At 65.7% G+C, this 13,743-nt stretch carries 15 protein-coding genes and 2 pseudogenes; 6 read left to right on the top strand and 11 right to left on the bottom strand.

The window, feature by feature from the left end:
- The first annotated feature begins 23 nt into the window (after positions 1–23).
- Positions 24–1,034: a hypothetical protein gene (locus AKI01S_RS26185; RefSeq protein WP_067823501.1), complete on the top strand. Its 1,011-nt coding sequence runs from the start codon at positions 24–26 to the stop codon at positions 1,032–1,034.
- 512 nt (positions 1,035–1,546) lie between these two features.
- Here the strand turns inward: AKI01S_RS26185 and AKI01S_RS26175 are convergent.
- Together AKI01S_RS26175 and AKI01S_RS54710 are read right to left on the bottom strand one after the other, a co-directional pair.
- Positions 1,547–2,053 (bottom strand): hypothetical protein, encoded by a 507-nt coding sequence (locus AKI01S_RS26175; RefSeq protein WP_157420153.1) that lies wholly within the window; start codon positions 2,051–2,053, stop codon positions 1,547–1,549.
- A gap of 46 nt (positions 2,054–2,099) precedes the next feature.
- Complete coding sequence (locus AKI01S_RS54710; protein WP_369688741.1) at positions 2,100–2,207, bottom strand: ATP-binding protein; 108 nt, start codon at positions 2,205–2,207, stop codon at positions 2,100–2,102.
- Positions 2,208–3,048: 841 nt separating this feature from the next.
- On the opposite strand from AKI01S_RS54710, the gene AKI01S_RS26170 reads away from it, so the two are divergent.
- Positions 3,049–3,441, top strand: a complete 393-nt coding sequence (locus tag AKI01S_RS26170; RefSeq protein WP_067823495.1) for a hypothetical protein — start codon at positions 3,049–3,051, stop codon at positions 3,439–3,441.
- A gap of 65 nt (positions 3,442–3,506) precedes the next feature.
- Here AKI01S_RS26170 and istB read toward each other — a convergent pair.
- Positions 3,507–4,260 (bottom strand): annotated as a pseudogene (gene istB / locus AKI01S_RS26165) (IS21-like element helper ATPase IstB).
- Between istB and AKI01S_RS26160 the strand changes: the two are divergent.
- The gene (locus tag AKI01S_RS26160) at positions 4,259–4,825 is read left to right on the top strand and encodes a hypothetical protein (protein WP_067823492.1); all 567 of its coding nucleotides are present in this window, start codon (positions 4,259–4,261) and stop codon (positions 4,823–4,825) included. The pseudogene istB and the gene AKI01S_RS26160 sit on opposite strands and share 2 nt — an antisense overlap.
- 187 nt (positions 4,826–5,012) lie before the next feature.
- On the opposite strand, the gene AKI01S_RS50850 is transcribed toward AKI01S_RS26160, so the two are convergent.
- Positions 5,013–5,483: a hypothetical protein gene (locus tag AKI01S_RS50850; protein ID WP_157420152.1), complete on the bottom strand. Its 471-nt coding sequence runs from the start codon at positions 5,481–5,483 to the stop codon at positions 5,013–5,015.
- 125 nt (positions 5,484–5,608) lie between these two features.
- Between AKI01S_RS50850 and AKI01S_RS50845 the strand changes: the two genes are divergently transcribed.
- Positions 5,609–6,097: a hypothetical protein gene (locus AKI01S_RS50845; protein ID WP_157420151.1), complete on the top strand. Its 489-nt coding sequence runs from the start codon at positions 5,609–5,611 to the stop codon at positions 6,095–6,097.
- Positions 6,098–6,149: 52 nt separating this feature from the next.
- Here AKI01S_RS50845 and AKI01S_RS26150 read toward each other — a convergent pair whose 3' ends face one another.
- The 6 genes and pseudogenes from AKI01S_RS26150 to AKI01S_RS50840 form a co-directional block, all read right to left on the bottom strand.
- Positions 6,150–7,181 carry a CNNM domain-containing protein gene (locus AKI01S_RS26150; protein WP_067823485.1) on the bottom strand — a complete coding sequence of 344 codons (1,032 nt, stop codon included), beginning with the start codon at positions 7,179–7,181 and terminating at the stop codon, positions 6,150–6,152.
- Complete coding sequence (locus tag AKI01S_RS26145; protein ID WP_067823482.1) at positions 7,178–8,566, bottom strand: hemolysin family protein; 1,389 nt, start codon at positions 8,564–8,566, stop codon at positions 7,178–7,180. Before AKI01S_RS26145 ends, AKI01S_RS26150 begins: the two co-directional genes overlap by 4 nt.
- Before the next feature lie 345 nt (positions 8,567–8,911).
- A pseudogene (locus AKI01S_RS26140) lies at positions 8,912–9,136 on the bottom strand (IS701 family transposase); the annotation flags it as partial.
- Positions 9,137–9,218: 82 nt separating this feature from the next.
- The gene (locus AKI01S_RS26135; protein WP_067823479.1) at positions 9,219–9,710 is read right to left on the bottom strand and encodes a GNAT family N-acetyltransferase; all 492 of its coding nucleotides are present in this window, start codon (positions 9,708–9,710) and stop codon (positions 9,219–9,221) included.
- Positions 9,711–9,962: 252 nt separating this feature from the next.
- A complete protein-coding gene (locus tag AKI01S_RS26130; RefSeq protein WP_157420150.1) occupies positions 9,963–10,493 on the bottom strand; it encodes a hypothetical protein in 531 nt (176 codons plus the stop codon).
- 26 nt (positions 10,494–10,519) lie between these two features.
- Complete coding sequence (locus AKI01S_RS50840) at positions 10,520–11,902, bottom strand: hypothetical protein (RefSeq protein WP_157420149.1); 1,383 nt, start codon at positions 11,900–11,902, stop codon at positions 10,520–10,522.
- Between the two features lie 363 nt (positions 11,903–12,265).
- Here AKI01S_RS50840 and AKI01S_RS26120 point away from each other — a divergent pair, with 363 nt between their 5' ends.
- Both AKI01S_RS26120 and AKI01S_RS26115 read left to right on the top strand, forming a co-directional pair.
- Positions 12,266–12,703, top strand: coding sequence for a hypothetical protein (locus tag AKI01S_RS26120; RefSeq protein ID WP_157420148.1), 438 nt, complete (start codon positions 12,266–12,268; stop codon positions 12,701–12,703).
- A 216-nt stretch (positions 12,704–12,919) separates the two neighbouring features.
- Positions 12,920–13,354 carry a GNAT family N-acetyltransferase gene (locus tag AKI01S_RS26115; protein ID WP_245681782.1) on the top strand — a complete coding sequence of 145 codons (435 nt, stop codon included), beginning with the start codon at positions 12,920–12,922 and terminating at the stop codon, positions 13,352–13,354.
- 189 nt (positions 13,355–13,543) lie between these two features.
- Here the strand turns inward: AKI01S_RS26115 and AKI01S_RS49460 are convergent.
- A partial coding sequence (locus AKI01S_RS49460; protein ID WP_157420147.1) for a tetratricopeptide repeat protein occupies positions 13,544–13,743 on the bottom strand: 200 nt, incomplete at its 5' end.

Genomic DNA, 13,743 nt, shown 5'->3' with positions numbered 1-13,743 from the left:
GAGGCCAGCGCCATACTCCGCCCATGATGATCACCCAGTTGCCTGACCCGTGGCTGCTGCTGCGCGACACCGACTGGTGGAGCCTGGAGCAGGGAACCGGATCTGCGTTGGAGTTGCCCGCGCTGCTGGCCTCCGTGGTCAGCGGCGATCCCGAGCAGGTGTACCACGGGTTCTGCTGGGCGCTGGATTTGGTGTCCCACCAGGGCACACTGTTCTCGGCCGCTCCACCGGTGGTGTTGTTCACCGCCGCAGTGCTGCCCGATCCCCGCATCGACGCAGTGGTGACCAGAACGTACTGGGAGGGGCCGCTGCACCCGCTGCGCCAGGTGATGCTGCACTTCCTGGGCCAGGTGGCCCAGCTCATCAGTGCCAAGGGCCGGGAGGATTACTGGAGTTCGTCGCCTCCCGGATGCAGCTACAGCCAGCCCTACGTCCAGATCCGCAGGCAGCGCCCGGCATTGCTGGCCGCGGTGGCCGCTTGGAGCCATGACCCCGACCCTGAGGTCGCCAAGACCGCCTGGTGGGCGACTCGGCAACTGCTGGCCCCTGCTCCTGGGTGGGGCGCTCCCGGCCCTGATCCCTACGATCTCGCTTCCCAGGGTTCAGACATCCAGGATCCGAACGCCTGTGAGCCGACCGACCACGATCCCACCAACCGTGATCCCGCCCAGGCACCGCTGCCTGCGGCCTGGCCTCGGCTTCCCGGCTGGTTCACCGCCTGCCCCGCCTGCACCGAACTACTGGCTGAACTACAGGCCGAACTGGGTGCCGCACAACAGTCCGGGTTCAGTGATGAGTCCATCCCGCACTCCCAGGCAGCCACACGGGCCGACCTTGCCCTGGGCCACCACCTGGTCGACACCCACGCCAACCACCTCCCCGGCCTGGACATCCAAGGCCACGGCGGGTGCGTGGGCTGCTTCGAATGGACGGTGCGCGCTGTCGGCGGCATGGCCATCCCCGGACAGGACTTGTATGAGGAGTACCTGCACCGGGCCCGGCACGTGTACGCCCCCACCCCTGAACCGCAGTAGGTGCGACCCGCTCTTTGGCAATCATCTGCCCAGCCCAACAGGGCCCCTGCAGAAGAGCTGCACCTATCCCACGTGGACCTCACCGCACAGCACCTGGGCTGGGCAGATACGTCGTTGAGAACGAGCCGCACCCATGTCCGATGGGTGCGGCTCGTGGCTCATACAAGATTTTCGTAACTGGTGATCGTCTGATGTGAGGGTGTGACGGTGCGGGCGGGCGGCGGGATGCTGGGGCATGTCCGATGAGGTTCTGCTTGTGCTGCTTCCGCGCTTGAGGCCGGTGGTGGTCGAGTCGGTCGCGGTGGTCGACGGACTGGTGGTCGTCACCGCGCGGACGAGGGACGGTCCGGCGGGGTGTGCAGGGTGTGCGGGGTGTGGACGGGATTCGGACCGGGAGCACAGCCGCTACCAGCGGCATGTCGCCGACGAGGCAGTCGGTGGTCGGCCCGTGTCGGCGTACTCCTTGGTGTGCAGAGCTGAGTACGGATAAACGTGCAGAGGTTTGAGGTTGGTCAGGTCCAGAGGTCTTGAGCTTGGTGTCCTGACGGGTCTGTTTCGCCGAGGCTTTCGTGGAGGCCGCCCAGGCGTTGCCTGGTGTGGTGGTCGACGGCGTCGGTCTCGTGAAGACTCCACCCTGGAAGTGGCTGGTCGCCTGGGGCGGTGGATCCGCCTTCGTCGATCGCGGTCAGCGTGGCGAAGACTGCTTCGAACGCCGCGGCCCGCATGGTGAGCACGACGTCGGCGCGGTCGGCTCCGGCAGCGAGAAGGCGAGCGGCTGCGGGGACGTTTTCCACCGCGCCTTGGTTCTCCCAGCTGTTGATGGCTTCGTTCCAAAGTCGGCGCAGCAACAGGAATCTGGCCAACTGAGGGAGATGCTCGAAGAGCTCCGACTGGGCCCACTCCTCTGGCCTGTCGGCACCGAGTCGGGCGAAGCGGTTCCGCAGCGCGATCGCGGCGGCGCGTTGCTGCGGTGGCAAGCTGGCGAGCCACTGGTCCCAGGCGCTCTGCTCGTTGGTCATGAACAGAGCATGGCGGATGAGATGAAGCGACTCGCTCGCTGTGCGGTCATCCTGCTGCGGCGACTTTGGCTTCGACTGCTTCCATGCGGTTCTTGAGCCGGTAGTTGGGGCCGTTGATGGCGATGACCTCGCAGTGGTGCAGGAGGCGGTCCAAGATCGCAGTTACGCTCCCACACTCGACACGCTGATCAACTCTGCACGTTTTACCTGTACCTGGTTCTGCACTTGAACTCGTACACCGACAGCCCGTCCATATTGATCTGTCGGTGCGCCGGCTGTACTGCGAGAATCCGGACTGCCCGAGGGCGACCTTCGCCGAGCAGGTGAAGGGTCTGACGGTCCGGTATCAGCGGCGCACGCCCGCGCTACAAGCCGTGGTGAGGGCGGTGGCGTTGGCGGGCAAGGCCGGTTCCCGGCTACTGCTTCATCTCCACCAAGTGCTGAGTTGGGTCACGCTGCTCAACGTGGTGATGACTGGTTGTGACCGTGATGATTTGGAGAACGCGACTCGGCTCCACCCTTCGCGCGGGAGCAGGCCCCAGGCCCCGGCTAGTTCCAACGAGATCTGGCCCCACCTCGTCGCCGAGTGTCGCCCGCTGCTTGCCGCACCTCAACGTCGTTCGTCCTCGCTTCGCTGCGGGCGCTCCACGTTGACCTGCGCCGCGCTGCGGCGGAACCGGTACCTATCGAGGACGGAGCAGGAACGACCAGCTCCGATCGAAGTGGGACCAGATCTCACGCGAACATGAATCCCTTTCGGCGGGGTGGGGCCGCAGCTCGCTGAAGGCGGGGCCAGATCAGACGCGTACAACCAACCGTGAAAAGCAGCAACGTTTGTTCGCTGGTTTGAGCGACGGCTGGAGGCTGGTCGGGTGATGATGTCGATGAGTTTTGAGGACGGTGTTGGCGTCGACCGCGTGGCAGGCGGTCACGGTGAGCTGCCGCGTGGTGCGGCTCCGGGCGAAGTTGTGGTGCGTTTATGAGACGATCTCGGGGTGGCTCGCTTTGAGCGTTTCGTGGAGGAGCTGCTTGACTTTCTGCTGATGAGGCTGGATGAAGAGGGCTTTGAACGACTGGTCGTTCACGAACCACAGCGGATGTCAGCCGCGCATATGTTCACCGGAGGCGGCCGATGCGAGGTGCGGGTGGACAGGTTCACCGGCTGCAGCGCTTGCTCGCGGGTCCCTCCGGGAGCGCTGTTCACAAGTTTCCTGCACACTGATGTTGAAGCATGGCCCTGCCCGCCGGTCCGGTCCCTGGCGCTGCAGTTTTCCGACGACTCCGACTACCGCTACGGGTGGAGGCCGGAGTACGCCGTCTTCGCCTCCGGGAAGCTTGTCCATCCGGTGGGCGAGATCGAATGGCCCTGGGGCCTTGTTCAAGGCTGAGAGGTGGGCGGCGGGTTCCTGGCCAGGGTGGCCGTTGTGATGGTCGTCAGGCATGGTCGTAGTGGTCAGCTGGCGGTGTGTTCGGCTCGGGTGCGGGTCTGGGCGAGCCGGTAGGAGTCGGTGCCGGTCTCGATGATGGTGCCGCCGAAGGTGAGGCGGTCGACGATGGCGGCGCAGAGACGCGGGTCGGTGAAAGTCTTGGCCCAGCCGCTGAAGGCTTCGTTGGAGGCGATGGCCAGGCTGTTCTTCTCCTCGCGTTCGGTCAGAACCTGGAACAGCAGCTCGGCGCCGGCCGGTCCAGCTCCATGTATCCCAGCTCGTCGATGCAGAGCAGGTCGACGCGGCCATAGCGGGCGATGGTCTTGTTGAGCTGCTTGTCGTCGGCGGCCTCGACCAGCTCGTTGACCAGCTTGGTGGCCAGGGTGTACTTAACCCGGAAACCTGCCATGGCCGCTTCGGTGCCCAGGGCGATGAGCAGATGGGACTTGCCGGTCCCGAGTCGCCGATCAGGCAGAGCGGCTCGCCCTTGCGCGCCCAGTCGGAGGAGGCCAGGGTGTGGATGATCGCGGGGTCGATGTTGGGGTTGGCCTCGAAGTCGAACTCGCGCAGCGACTTCTGCCGGGGGAAGGCGGCGGCCTTGAGGCGGCGTTCGGAGCGGCGCCGGTTGCGGTCGTCGCACTCGGCCATCAGCAACTCGGCCAGGAACCCGCGGTAGGTCATCTGGTCGCGGACGGCAGCCTCGGCCAGTTTGGGGAACTTGGCACGGACGGTGGGCAGCCGCAGGACCAGGTCAACACCCTCCTGACATGATCCGCCCATGGACTCTGCGCCAAAACTGACGGTAGAGGGCTATGAACGGCTGGTCGCCGGCCTACGTGGACAGACGGTTCTCACCGTCGACTACTTCGTTCTCATGACCGGCGACGAGGGCACCACGCCTGACGAATGGGACTACGGCGCCTGGCACGAACCCACCATGGGCATTGAACTGGCCATGGACTCGGGCGTCACCTACTCAGCGACCTGGAACCACACCTTCGGCCACTACGGTCTTGAGCTCTACCAGGCCCCGATGGGCGACTTCCTCCTCAACATCGGCGGTCCGGGCGGCTCCGCTCGCACTTCCGCCACCGGCCATCCCTTGTGGGCCGCCTTCATCGCCGCACCGATCGAGTCCTGCCACATCCTGTGGAGTGACCACGAACACGGCCCTGAGACCCAGATCCCCGAAGCCGTCCGGTTGCGGACCGCCACCGGTCAGGTCTGGATCGCCGCTGGGCGCCCAGCCACCTATCCGCCAAACGGCCGGTTCCATCTGTGCACCGACGACGTACTTGTCACCTTCGACGTGGAGATGGCCGCCCGTGTCGGGCTCAAGACCTGATCACACGCCGAACCCGCACCACGACCAAGCCCAAGCTCCCGCCGCTCGCCCGCGCCATCACACCCTCACATCGGACGATCACCAGTTACGAAAATCTTGTAAGAGCCAAGAGCCACACCCATGTCCGATAGGAAGCCCGCCCTCACGCCATCGGAGTGGCCTTTGAGCCGAGCGTTCACTGGCCGAATCAGGCCGGTGCTGTGGGCCCATCACCTATGTCATCCAGCGGCGATTTACCCCCACACACCTTGAAGATATTGCCCACTGCATCGATGAGTCGTAGCTGTAGCTTCCCTCGGGCGTCTGAGATGCCACCGTCATCGAGCGCTGCGAGCTGACGGTCAAGCTCGAAGATCGCATCGACCGCGTTGACTACGTCGGGATGCTTCAAGTGTGGATGGACCTCACGAAAGCTGTCCATCATGATCTTTTCCGCCGTGAACACGAAGTCTGTCGTGAGCTTGGACGGATGCCTGGCCTTGACGGCTTGCTCGATTCTCAAGCAGTCAGCCTGCCGAAGGTCTTGGTCGGCAGTGTTCGCAGCTTTCGGAGCGCTGTTGCCGACTGCCCTGGGCGTTGCGGCGTCGGAGGAGCAACCGGTCAGCAAGGTGGCTACCAGCGCCACAACTGAGGGGAAGGCGACGGAGGTCGTTTTCACTGCATCTTTCTACAGGAAGTGCAGCCGATGGTGTGAAAGAACCTAAAGCGGCGCAGCTTCTGACATGCGATCTGGCAGGTTCTCGGCTGACCGTCGACACCTCCACCGCTCGGGCCGCTGCCGCAATGGCAGCGGTGGTCCACGATGCGGCTCCTACACCGCGCCGCCCGCACGATGTGACCAGTATCGGGAACGTCGAGGCGACCGGCCGAAGCGGGCCGCGCGTCACCGGCAAATGGGTCTACGGATCGGTGATTAAACCCGCGAGCGTGGTGATCGGTGACGCGTTCGACCAGGTCCTCCGCCTGCAGGTGAGCCACGACGAGGCCCTGTTGATGGACTGGGCGGCCGAGCCGACCGGCTGGCTGGACGCTCTGGTCGGCGGCCACCGTGGTGGAGCGCATGGCTACGCGCCGCACAGCGGGCACGGACACCATGACGAGTACGGACACCATGACGAGTACGGACACCACGGCGAACACGGGCATCGCCGCGGTCCGGGCTGGGGCGGGGTGGCGGCCGGTGCGGCGGCTGGAGTTGCGGTCGGCGTGGCGGGTGGCATGGTCGCCGACGAGATCGTCGAAGAGATCGTCGAGGACGACGAAGAGGACTGACCGGTTGGGCGCGCCTGCGGAATGGAAGGCGCGCCCAACCCTTCCTGTCCGGTTAGGGGGTGCCTGACAGGTCCCGGCTGTGGCCGGCGCGCGGAAACAGGCGCCGGAGCACGTCGTTGATGGTGACGACGCCCAGGACCGTCTCGTTCTCGGTGACCAGAGCGAGCTGCTCGCCGGTTTCGCGCATCTGGGCCAGCGCCGTGTAGACGGGCGTGTTGGCGGTCAGCAGGAACGCGGGGCGGGTCAGGTGCGCGATGCCGGCCGTCTCGGGCTCGGTCAACGTGTCGCGCACGTGGACGACCTTCCAGTCGGCGCCGGGGCCGGGGACCAGGATGCGCAGGTGGCCCGAGGTGTGGCTGGCGGCCTGCACATCGGCCACGGTAGCCTCCGGAGCGACAGAGGTCGGTGTGCTCTCACGCTTGACCAGGTCGCCGATCCGCAGGTTCCGCAGGTCCAGGGCCTCCGACAACTGGGCCGAGTAGGCGGCGTCCAGCGCGCCGACGTTGGCCGAGTGTTCGACCAGGTGGCGCAGCGCGTCGGGGTCCTGGCCGGAGTCGACCTGGTCGGTGGCCTCGACGCCGACCTTGCGCAGGCACCAGTTGGCCGACTCGTTCAGGGCGCGCAGCAGCGGGCGGGTCAGCCACATGAAGCCGCGCATCGGCAGCGCCAGCAGCGTGGCCGACCGTTCGGGGTGGGCGATGGCCCAGGACTTGGGCGCCATCTCTCCGATCACCAGGTGCAGGAACGTCACGATCAGCAACGCCAGCACGAAACCCGCCGCGTCGGCCAGCCACAGCGGCGCGCCCCACGACTCCACCAGGGGCGTGAGCCAGTGATGTACCGCCGGTTTGGAGATCGCGCCCAGCGCCAGGGTGCACACCGTGATTCCCAGCTGGGCCCCGGCCAGCAGCACCGTCAGTTCCGAGGCGCTGCGCAGCGCGGCCCGCGCCGACCGGCTGGCCGGCGCGGCGTCCTCCAACCGGTGCCGTTTGGCCGCGATCAACGCGAACTCCACCGCGACGAAGAACGCGCTCAGCGCGATGATGGCGACGGTGGCGGCCAGTACCACCCAGGGATCGCTCATCGCCGGGCCTGCCTTTCGTCGGCGGGGGCGTCGGTGGTGTCGGGTGTGACCACCTGCAGCCGGATGACGGAGGGCACGTAGTTGTCGACCTCCAGGACCTCCACATGGACGAACCTGGCGGGCGGCTCGTCGGCGTGGGCCAGGTCGGCGGGGTCGGCGGGCAGTTCGATGTCCAGTTCCGTACCGACCTGGGGCAGCGCGTCATGGGCGGCGATCACCAGGCCGGCGATGGTCTCGTAGTCGCCCTCGGGCAGCCGGTGGTCGATGGTGCGCTCGACCTCGTCGATGTGGAAGCCGCCCGGGATGATCCAGGCGTCGCCGACGGCGGTCGCGGCGGGCCCGTCGGCGTCGGCGTCGTGCTCGTCGGTGATTTCGCCGACCAGCTCCTCGGCCAGGTCCTCTAGCGTCACCACCCCGGCGAAGCCGCCGAACTCGTCGATGACACAGGCGAGCTGGTTGCGGTCGTCGGACAGCCGGTCCAGCGCGGCGGGCAGCGTCATCAACGTCGGCACCACCGTGGCCGGGCGCATGATCGCCGAGACCGGACCCGAGCCGTCGGGGGCGGCGAGCACGTCGTCCAAGTGGACCACGCCGACGATGTGCTCGGCGTCGTCCAGGACGGGATAACGGGAGTGCCCGGTGCTCATCAGCTCTCGGACCTGCGCGATCGTGGTGGTGTCGTCGACGGTGTCGACGTGCGTGCGCGGAATCATGGCGTGCTCGACGTCGCGGTGCGGGAAGTCCAGGATGCGGTCCAGCAGGATCGACAGGTCCGGCGGCAGGTCGCCGCTGCGGCGCGAGTCGGCCACGATGTGCGCCAGGTCACGTTCGGTCGCGGCGTGCTCCACGTCGTGCACCGGCTCGATGCGCAGCAGCCGCAGCAACAGGTTCGACGACTGGTCGAACACCCAGATCAGCCAGCCGAACACCTTCAGGTAGAACAGCGTGGACGCCGACAGCCACCGCGCCACCGGCTCGGGGCGGGCGATCGCCAGGTTCTTGGGGAACAGCTCGCCGAACACCATCTGCACCAACGTCGACAACGCCAGCGCCAGCACGGTGCCGACCGCCACTCCCACCGGCTTGGGTACGCCGACCCCGCCGATGATGTCGCCGAACGCCCGCCCGATCATCGGCTCGGCCACGTAACCGACCAGCAGGCCGGTCACGGTGATGCCGAGCTGGGCGCCCGAGAGCATGAACGAGGTGCGCCGGGTCACCGCCAGCGCACGTCCGGCGGCCCGGTCCCCGGTGGCCGCTCGCGCGTTCAGCCGGGAGCGGTCCACCGCCATGTAGGCGAACTCCTGGGCGACGAAGTAACCCGTCAACGCGGTGATCAGCAGGACCACCACCACGCCGAGCAGGAGGGACAGTACGGTGATCAACCCAGAACCGTCCAGATGTCGGCCGAGGGGCGGACAGTATCAGGAGGAACAGGGTCAGGAGGTAGGTCGCTGCTCATGACTCTCTCTGTTGGACGGCTCACCCACCAGGACGATGAGCAAGGACGAAAGGTTCCCCTCGTACCCGCTGAAAAACCTCAGGTCAAAGCCGTGACATCCGGCCAGGGGCGACGAGGACACCCTTCGATACTATGTTTGTAGTAGGTTGGCGGCTCGCCGTGACGGCGGCAAGACCCGGAGGTGCCTCGATCACGGCCCCACTCCATCGGGACATGGCGACTCCAGCACATACTCACGCACGTCATCACGCACGCGGTCGGCATCTCACCTGGCCCGGGCGAGCAGGTGCTGCATGCCGTCCGGACTCGCCTCCTCGGCCAACTCGGCGATCGACCAGCAGTTCTTGCGCGGCAGGTCCGACGGCAGCCCCAGCACCACGTCTCTTACCCGGCGCCGGGGCTCCACCCGCGCGAACCGGCCCGCTATCCGGCCCATCAGGACCTTGAACGCCTCCTGCCAGCGGGCAGGGTCTACGCTGTGACCTGCGCCCACCGCACGATCGTTTGTCTTCACACACCGATGATCAGCGGTGGTCGCAGCCTTCCCGCAGCCGGTCCACCAGCAAGATCACGGTCTACCGCCGCAGTACCAAGTCGCGCTGATACCAGAGGTCTGACTTACCACCGAGATCGGCCGGGTCAACCAGGACGAACCCAGCCTTGGTCAGCACCCTCTGGGACGCGACATTCTCGCGGGAGGTGCCCGCCCGCAGGGTGCGCAGCCCGTGCCGTGCCACCGCCAGCCGGCACAGCTCCCGGACGGTCTCGGTCGCCACGCCGCGTCCGGCGACGTGCTGCGCGACCCGGTAACCGAGCTCGGCAGTGCCGTTCTCCAGGTCGTACAGGTTGAACCGGCCCAGAACCGAACCGTCCTCGGCAACCAGCAGGTAGAAGGCGCAGATGCTGGCCTCCTGCTCGGCCAGCAGGGCGCCGTACCGGTCGGTGAACTTGTCGAAGAAGTCGTCGCCGCGGTCGGGGACCGAGGCAGCGAAGTAGGCGCGGTTCTCCAGCTCGAAGGCCAGGACCGCCGGGGCATGGCCGGCATGCAGCCGCTTCAGCTCGGGCACCGCCCGACCCTAACCGGATGGTGGGCTCAGATCATCTGAGTTTCCACCAGCGGCGGACAATCCCAAGACCAGGGCACATAACGATCTACGGCTGGAGTGCTAGCCGACGGAGAAGGTGGATGCGTGCATTTCGTCGAACTCACCGATTACGCCTACCAGCAGGGCGATGGCCGCCGGTGCACTGCTCGGTCAGGCGAGGCATCGGCGCTTCCCGCACCTAGGCGATGATCTTCAGTTCACATCACCAATATGCTATGAGAGTTTCGCTGTCCGGCGCGTGGCAGCCCCGTACCTGTCCCGCGTCTGGTGGACTATCTCGGCATCCTCTGATGTGGGCCATGCCTGGATGAGGTACTCCTCGACCGAGTTGGTTACCGACAGGTCGGTGGCTTCGTCTCGTCCTCGGGCGTGGACGCGGAGTCGATATTTTCCTGGCCCTGTTGTTGCGAGGTTGGGGAATTCGTGCTCAAGGTTGAACTCCAGTGCGGCCACCATCAAGTGGCCACTGGTCGAGGTGAAGGTTGTCTCCACTACTTCATCCCAGTCGTTGAGGTGAAGCGGCGGCGGGGAGCCGTGTACCTCGACGGTCAAGGTGACGTTTCCGTCGGCGATGCCGGTAGTTATCACGGCGATCCCGGGCTGGATGTCGATCAGGCCGTTGAAGAACAGGGTGTAAGAGTCCGGGGCCGGGTGCGGGGTCCCGTGCTGTGGCATGTCCACTAGATGGAATCTGTGGTAGCTGATCGGCACGGGGCCCCGGGAAGGGGCTTCAGTTGCTGCCATGCTGTGAGTTTAGCCCTCAGACCGGTCTAGTAGGTATGGACGAAGTAGCCGTCTTTTTCGATGATGCGGTTGTCGTTGTAGAACTTGAGGAGGTCGTTGCCGCCGCCGCCGTTATGGGTTTTGGGGATCATGCAGACGCTGTATCCGTTGGGCCCGGTCACGCCAATGGGGGTGAGGTTGTCGAATATCTGGCACCAGTCATGGGTTCGCGCTGTCCATGGAGTGTTGGGGTTGGCGTCAGCGGCGGTCCGTGCTCCTTGCCAGGTTGAACGGAACGGGTACTCGTCGCATTCGTGCTCGACGGGAGTCTTGGGGCGCGGGTAGCGGCTGGGGCATGCCCTGTCGCCGTTCTGGGTTCGCAGGGTCTGGTCGGTGAGACGTCTCAGCGGGGTGTTGTTGGGACCGTCGGCGGCAGTGGCGGCTCCGGGCAGACCCGACTTGAGGGCGTCGCGGAGGTGGGCGGCGTAGAGGGAGAGCATCCCGGTTCGGGAGACGGCGTAGGTCGGCTGGTGACGGAAGAAGACACAGCCGCGGCTTGTGACGCCAGGGAGAGCGTTGTCACAGCGGATGTAGTCGGTTTGCCAGAGCTTGCTTTCAACACCCCCGATCTTGGTCGCGCCCGCAAGCTCGAACTTAATGGTGATCTCAGAGCTGGAGTAGGCGATCTGGCCGGGGGTCGTTACGGCAGTCTGGATGAAGGTGACGCCGCCTTCAGGCTGGTCGGTCAGCTTGTCGACGCTTTGCAGGGGGATCAGGTTGGGGAATTGTGCTGCGCAGTTTGGGGCGGAGCTGCCGGGGGTGAAGCAGGCACCCGAGCCCTGCATCTTCATTCCCGCGACCTGCCCGTTGATGTTCATCACCTGGGTGCTGATCCGGTGATACCACTGCGTCTGACCGTAGACAGTTGGCGTTGACGCCTCTTGGATGGTGCGGACCTGAACGGCCCCTACTTGGACGACGTTGCCCGTACTGTCAGCCCGCCAGACCTCAGGCCGAGACCACAACCAAGCGCGACACCCGATGTGCCTTGTCTGCTTCCAGTTCAGATCACTGTTGGTGTTGACGCATACGGGAGGAAAGGGGGCGGGGGCGGATTCCTTAACTTTGGCGGCCCGCTTCTTCTCCATCATCGTGATCGCCGCTGCCGAGGGCGGTGTGTGATCGACACAGATGGCTTTGGTTGGTTTCTTCAGCGACCTTGCCTTTGCCCGAAGGGTCGACTTGACCTCGGCGCAGTCATTTCTCTGGACCTGTGATCCGGGAGTTCGATGCACGCTGAAGGGCTGGGTGAATTTGGTGGTCGGCTTGGGTTCCTTGGCCCTTGCTGGAGTGGCTGCTGAAGCAGCAGATGCCAACGCCAGCACGAAGCTAGCAACCAGGAGTGAGATGAGCGAGATCAATCGGGGCATGAAGCCTTCTTCCCTCAGAGAATGGGGTGATCTCGGGGAGCCAGGTGCGAGTGAAGATCGCTGCGATCGATCTTGTTGCATGAGTAAACAGCAAGTCAATGCGACAGTTGGTCCTGATGTGGCCAGCAGAGTCGTCATGCCGCCCTGCCCAGCACCGCTCACGCACAGACAAGGGCGATTCAGCGAGCGGCTAGTACATGCTCTGACCAGAGTCGACACTCCATGCTGAGCTAAAGAAGAGACCAGGAGCCTCAAATAGATGCGGCTCGTTCCGAGTGACGTTCCATCTGGTTCGGCGGGCTCTGGAGGTTCAGAGACATTACGAGCGCGCCATGCGCAGTCCACGTGAGGGGGAATCGGGTGGTGAGCAGTGAGGAAGCCGAAGGCTTCCTGACCGATGCCAGCGGGGTCAAGCCGTACCACTGGGTGGCGGTGACCCTCGATCCGCTAATCAGCGATGACCAGCAAGTCTTGGGAGTAGCCCGCCAGAAGCTCACGGAAGAACTGCGCCAGTCCTTTAACGCCGAGCCGGATGTGGCGCTACTGCTGCCGGTGGAAGCGGCTGGCGAACTACTGGAGACCACGTTCGGCGGTACCCCCGAGGGCGCGGTGGTGATGGTCCTGGCCACTGTGTGGAAGCTTGCACAGGACGGCGAGGAACCCGGCGATGTGCGGCAGGTACCACTCCCTGAGTGGACCAATGACGAGTGGTTCAAGGTCATGAGAGCACTGAAACCAGACACGCCGCGCAGCGTTGCTGAGGCCGCCGTGGCGTCGTGGCGGGAGGAAGCGGAGGAGTAACGCATGCGCGGCGCCCTGGGCTCTTCCCGCCGAGGTGGGTCTGCCCGGTCGGCCGCATCGAGCGATAACCGGCGTGGACTGGCCTGCTGCTCCACAATGGGTGGCGTGCTGAGGATGCGTCGTGCGAGGAGCGCTGACCGGCCGCAGGTGGCCCGGATGGTGGAGGCTCGGTGCGCCTGGATGCAGGCGCGGGGATTGCCGACCTGGCGGGGTGCGGTGGCTGATCTGGTCGCCCAGTGTGACAACCCCGACGGGGACGTGTGGGTGCTGGAGGATGACGAGCTTGGCGTGGTCGGGCAGATGGTGGTGCAGGAGGTGGGCCCGCCGTGGGGGTGGACCGAGGCCGAGCGCGCCGAGCCGGCGCTGTATCTGTCGGGGTCGGTGACCGATCCGGTGCTGCGGGAGCGGCGGCCGGGCGCGTTGATGGCGTGGTGGGCGGTGGATCGGGCGGCCCGACTGGGGGCGCGGTGGGTGCGGCGGCACTGCCATTTCGAGGGCGTGGCGCGCTACAACCTGTCGCAGGGATTCACTCTGGTGCGTACCGAGCAGCGCACCCACGCCCGGGTGTTCATGATGGCGCGCCGCGCCGAGCCGCTGGAGCTGTCGCAGTGGTTCAGGGAAGGAACGCCCGCGTCGCCTGATCCAGGGTGATGACCTCCACCAGCTTGGAGCGCGGCTCCTCTTATGAACTGATTTTCTCTGCGCGGTCTGTCCTGGTGATTGGCCAGTTCGCAGAGCGGCCCGCCGTTGGGTGGGCAGGCGGACCACTCGGACGCACCACCCGAGCGGCCCCTTCGCGTTCCTTGATCATCCCATGATGATTGAAGACCGGACCAGGCCTCACGACGCTGGCGGCGGATCTGCGTTATCGCGTTCATCCAGCGCAGACACCAAGCACGCACGAGTGCGACACGCGGCGGGATGATCCTCTCCTAGGATCCGCTCACGGCTGGTCAGCGCCCGCTTCAGCAGGTCGACCGCCTGCCGCACCTCGCCGCCCTCATGGTAGGCAACGGCCAGATTGTGACGAGAGGTCAAGG

The organism is Actinomadura kijaniata NBRC 14229, from assembly GCF_001552175.1.
GTDB lineage: Bacteria > Actinomycetota > Actinomycetes > Streptosporangiales > Streptosporangiaceae > Spirillospora > Spirillospora kijaniata.
This window is presented reverse-complemented; position numbering and strand designations above follow the sequence as displayed.

What these genes read in the sequence shown, in the direction of transcription:
- AKI01S_RS26185 (WP_067823501.1), top strand. Translation starts at nt 24, where the DNA reads ATGATGATCACCCAGTTGCCTGACCCGTGGCTGCTGCTGCGCGACACC.
- AKI01S_RS26175 (WP_157420153.1), bottom strand. Translation starts at nt 2,053, where the DNA reads ATGACCAACGAGCAGAGCGCCTGGGACCAGTGGCTCGCCAGCTTGCCA.
- AKI01S_RS26160 (WP_067823492.1), top strand. Translation starts at nt 4,259, where the DNA reads ATGGACTCTGCGCCAAAACTGACGGTAGAGGGCTATGAACGGCTGGTC.
- AKI01S_RS50845 (WP_157420151.1), top strand. Translation starts at nt 5,609, where the DNA reads ATGGCAGCGGTGGTCCACGATGCGGCTCCTACACCGCGCCGCCCGCAC.
- AKI01S_RS26150 (WP_067823485.1), bottom strand. Translation starts at nt 7,181, where the DNA reads ATGAGCGATCCCTGGGTGGTACTGGCCGCCACCGTCGCCATCATCGCG.
- AKI01S_RS26130 (WP_157420150.1), bottom strand. Translation starts at nt 10,493, where the DNA reads ATGGCAGCAACTGAAGCCCCTTCCCGGGGCCCCGTGCCGATCAGCTAC.
- AKI01S_RS50840 (WP_157420149.1), bottom strand. Translation starts at nt 11,902, where the DNA reads ATGCCCCGATTGATCTCGCTCATCTCACTCCTGGTTGCTAGCTTCGTG.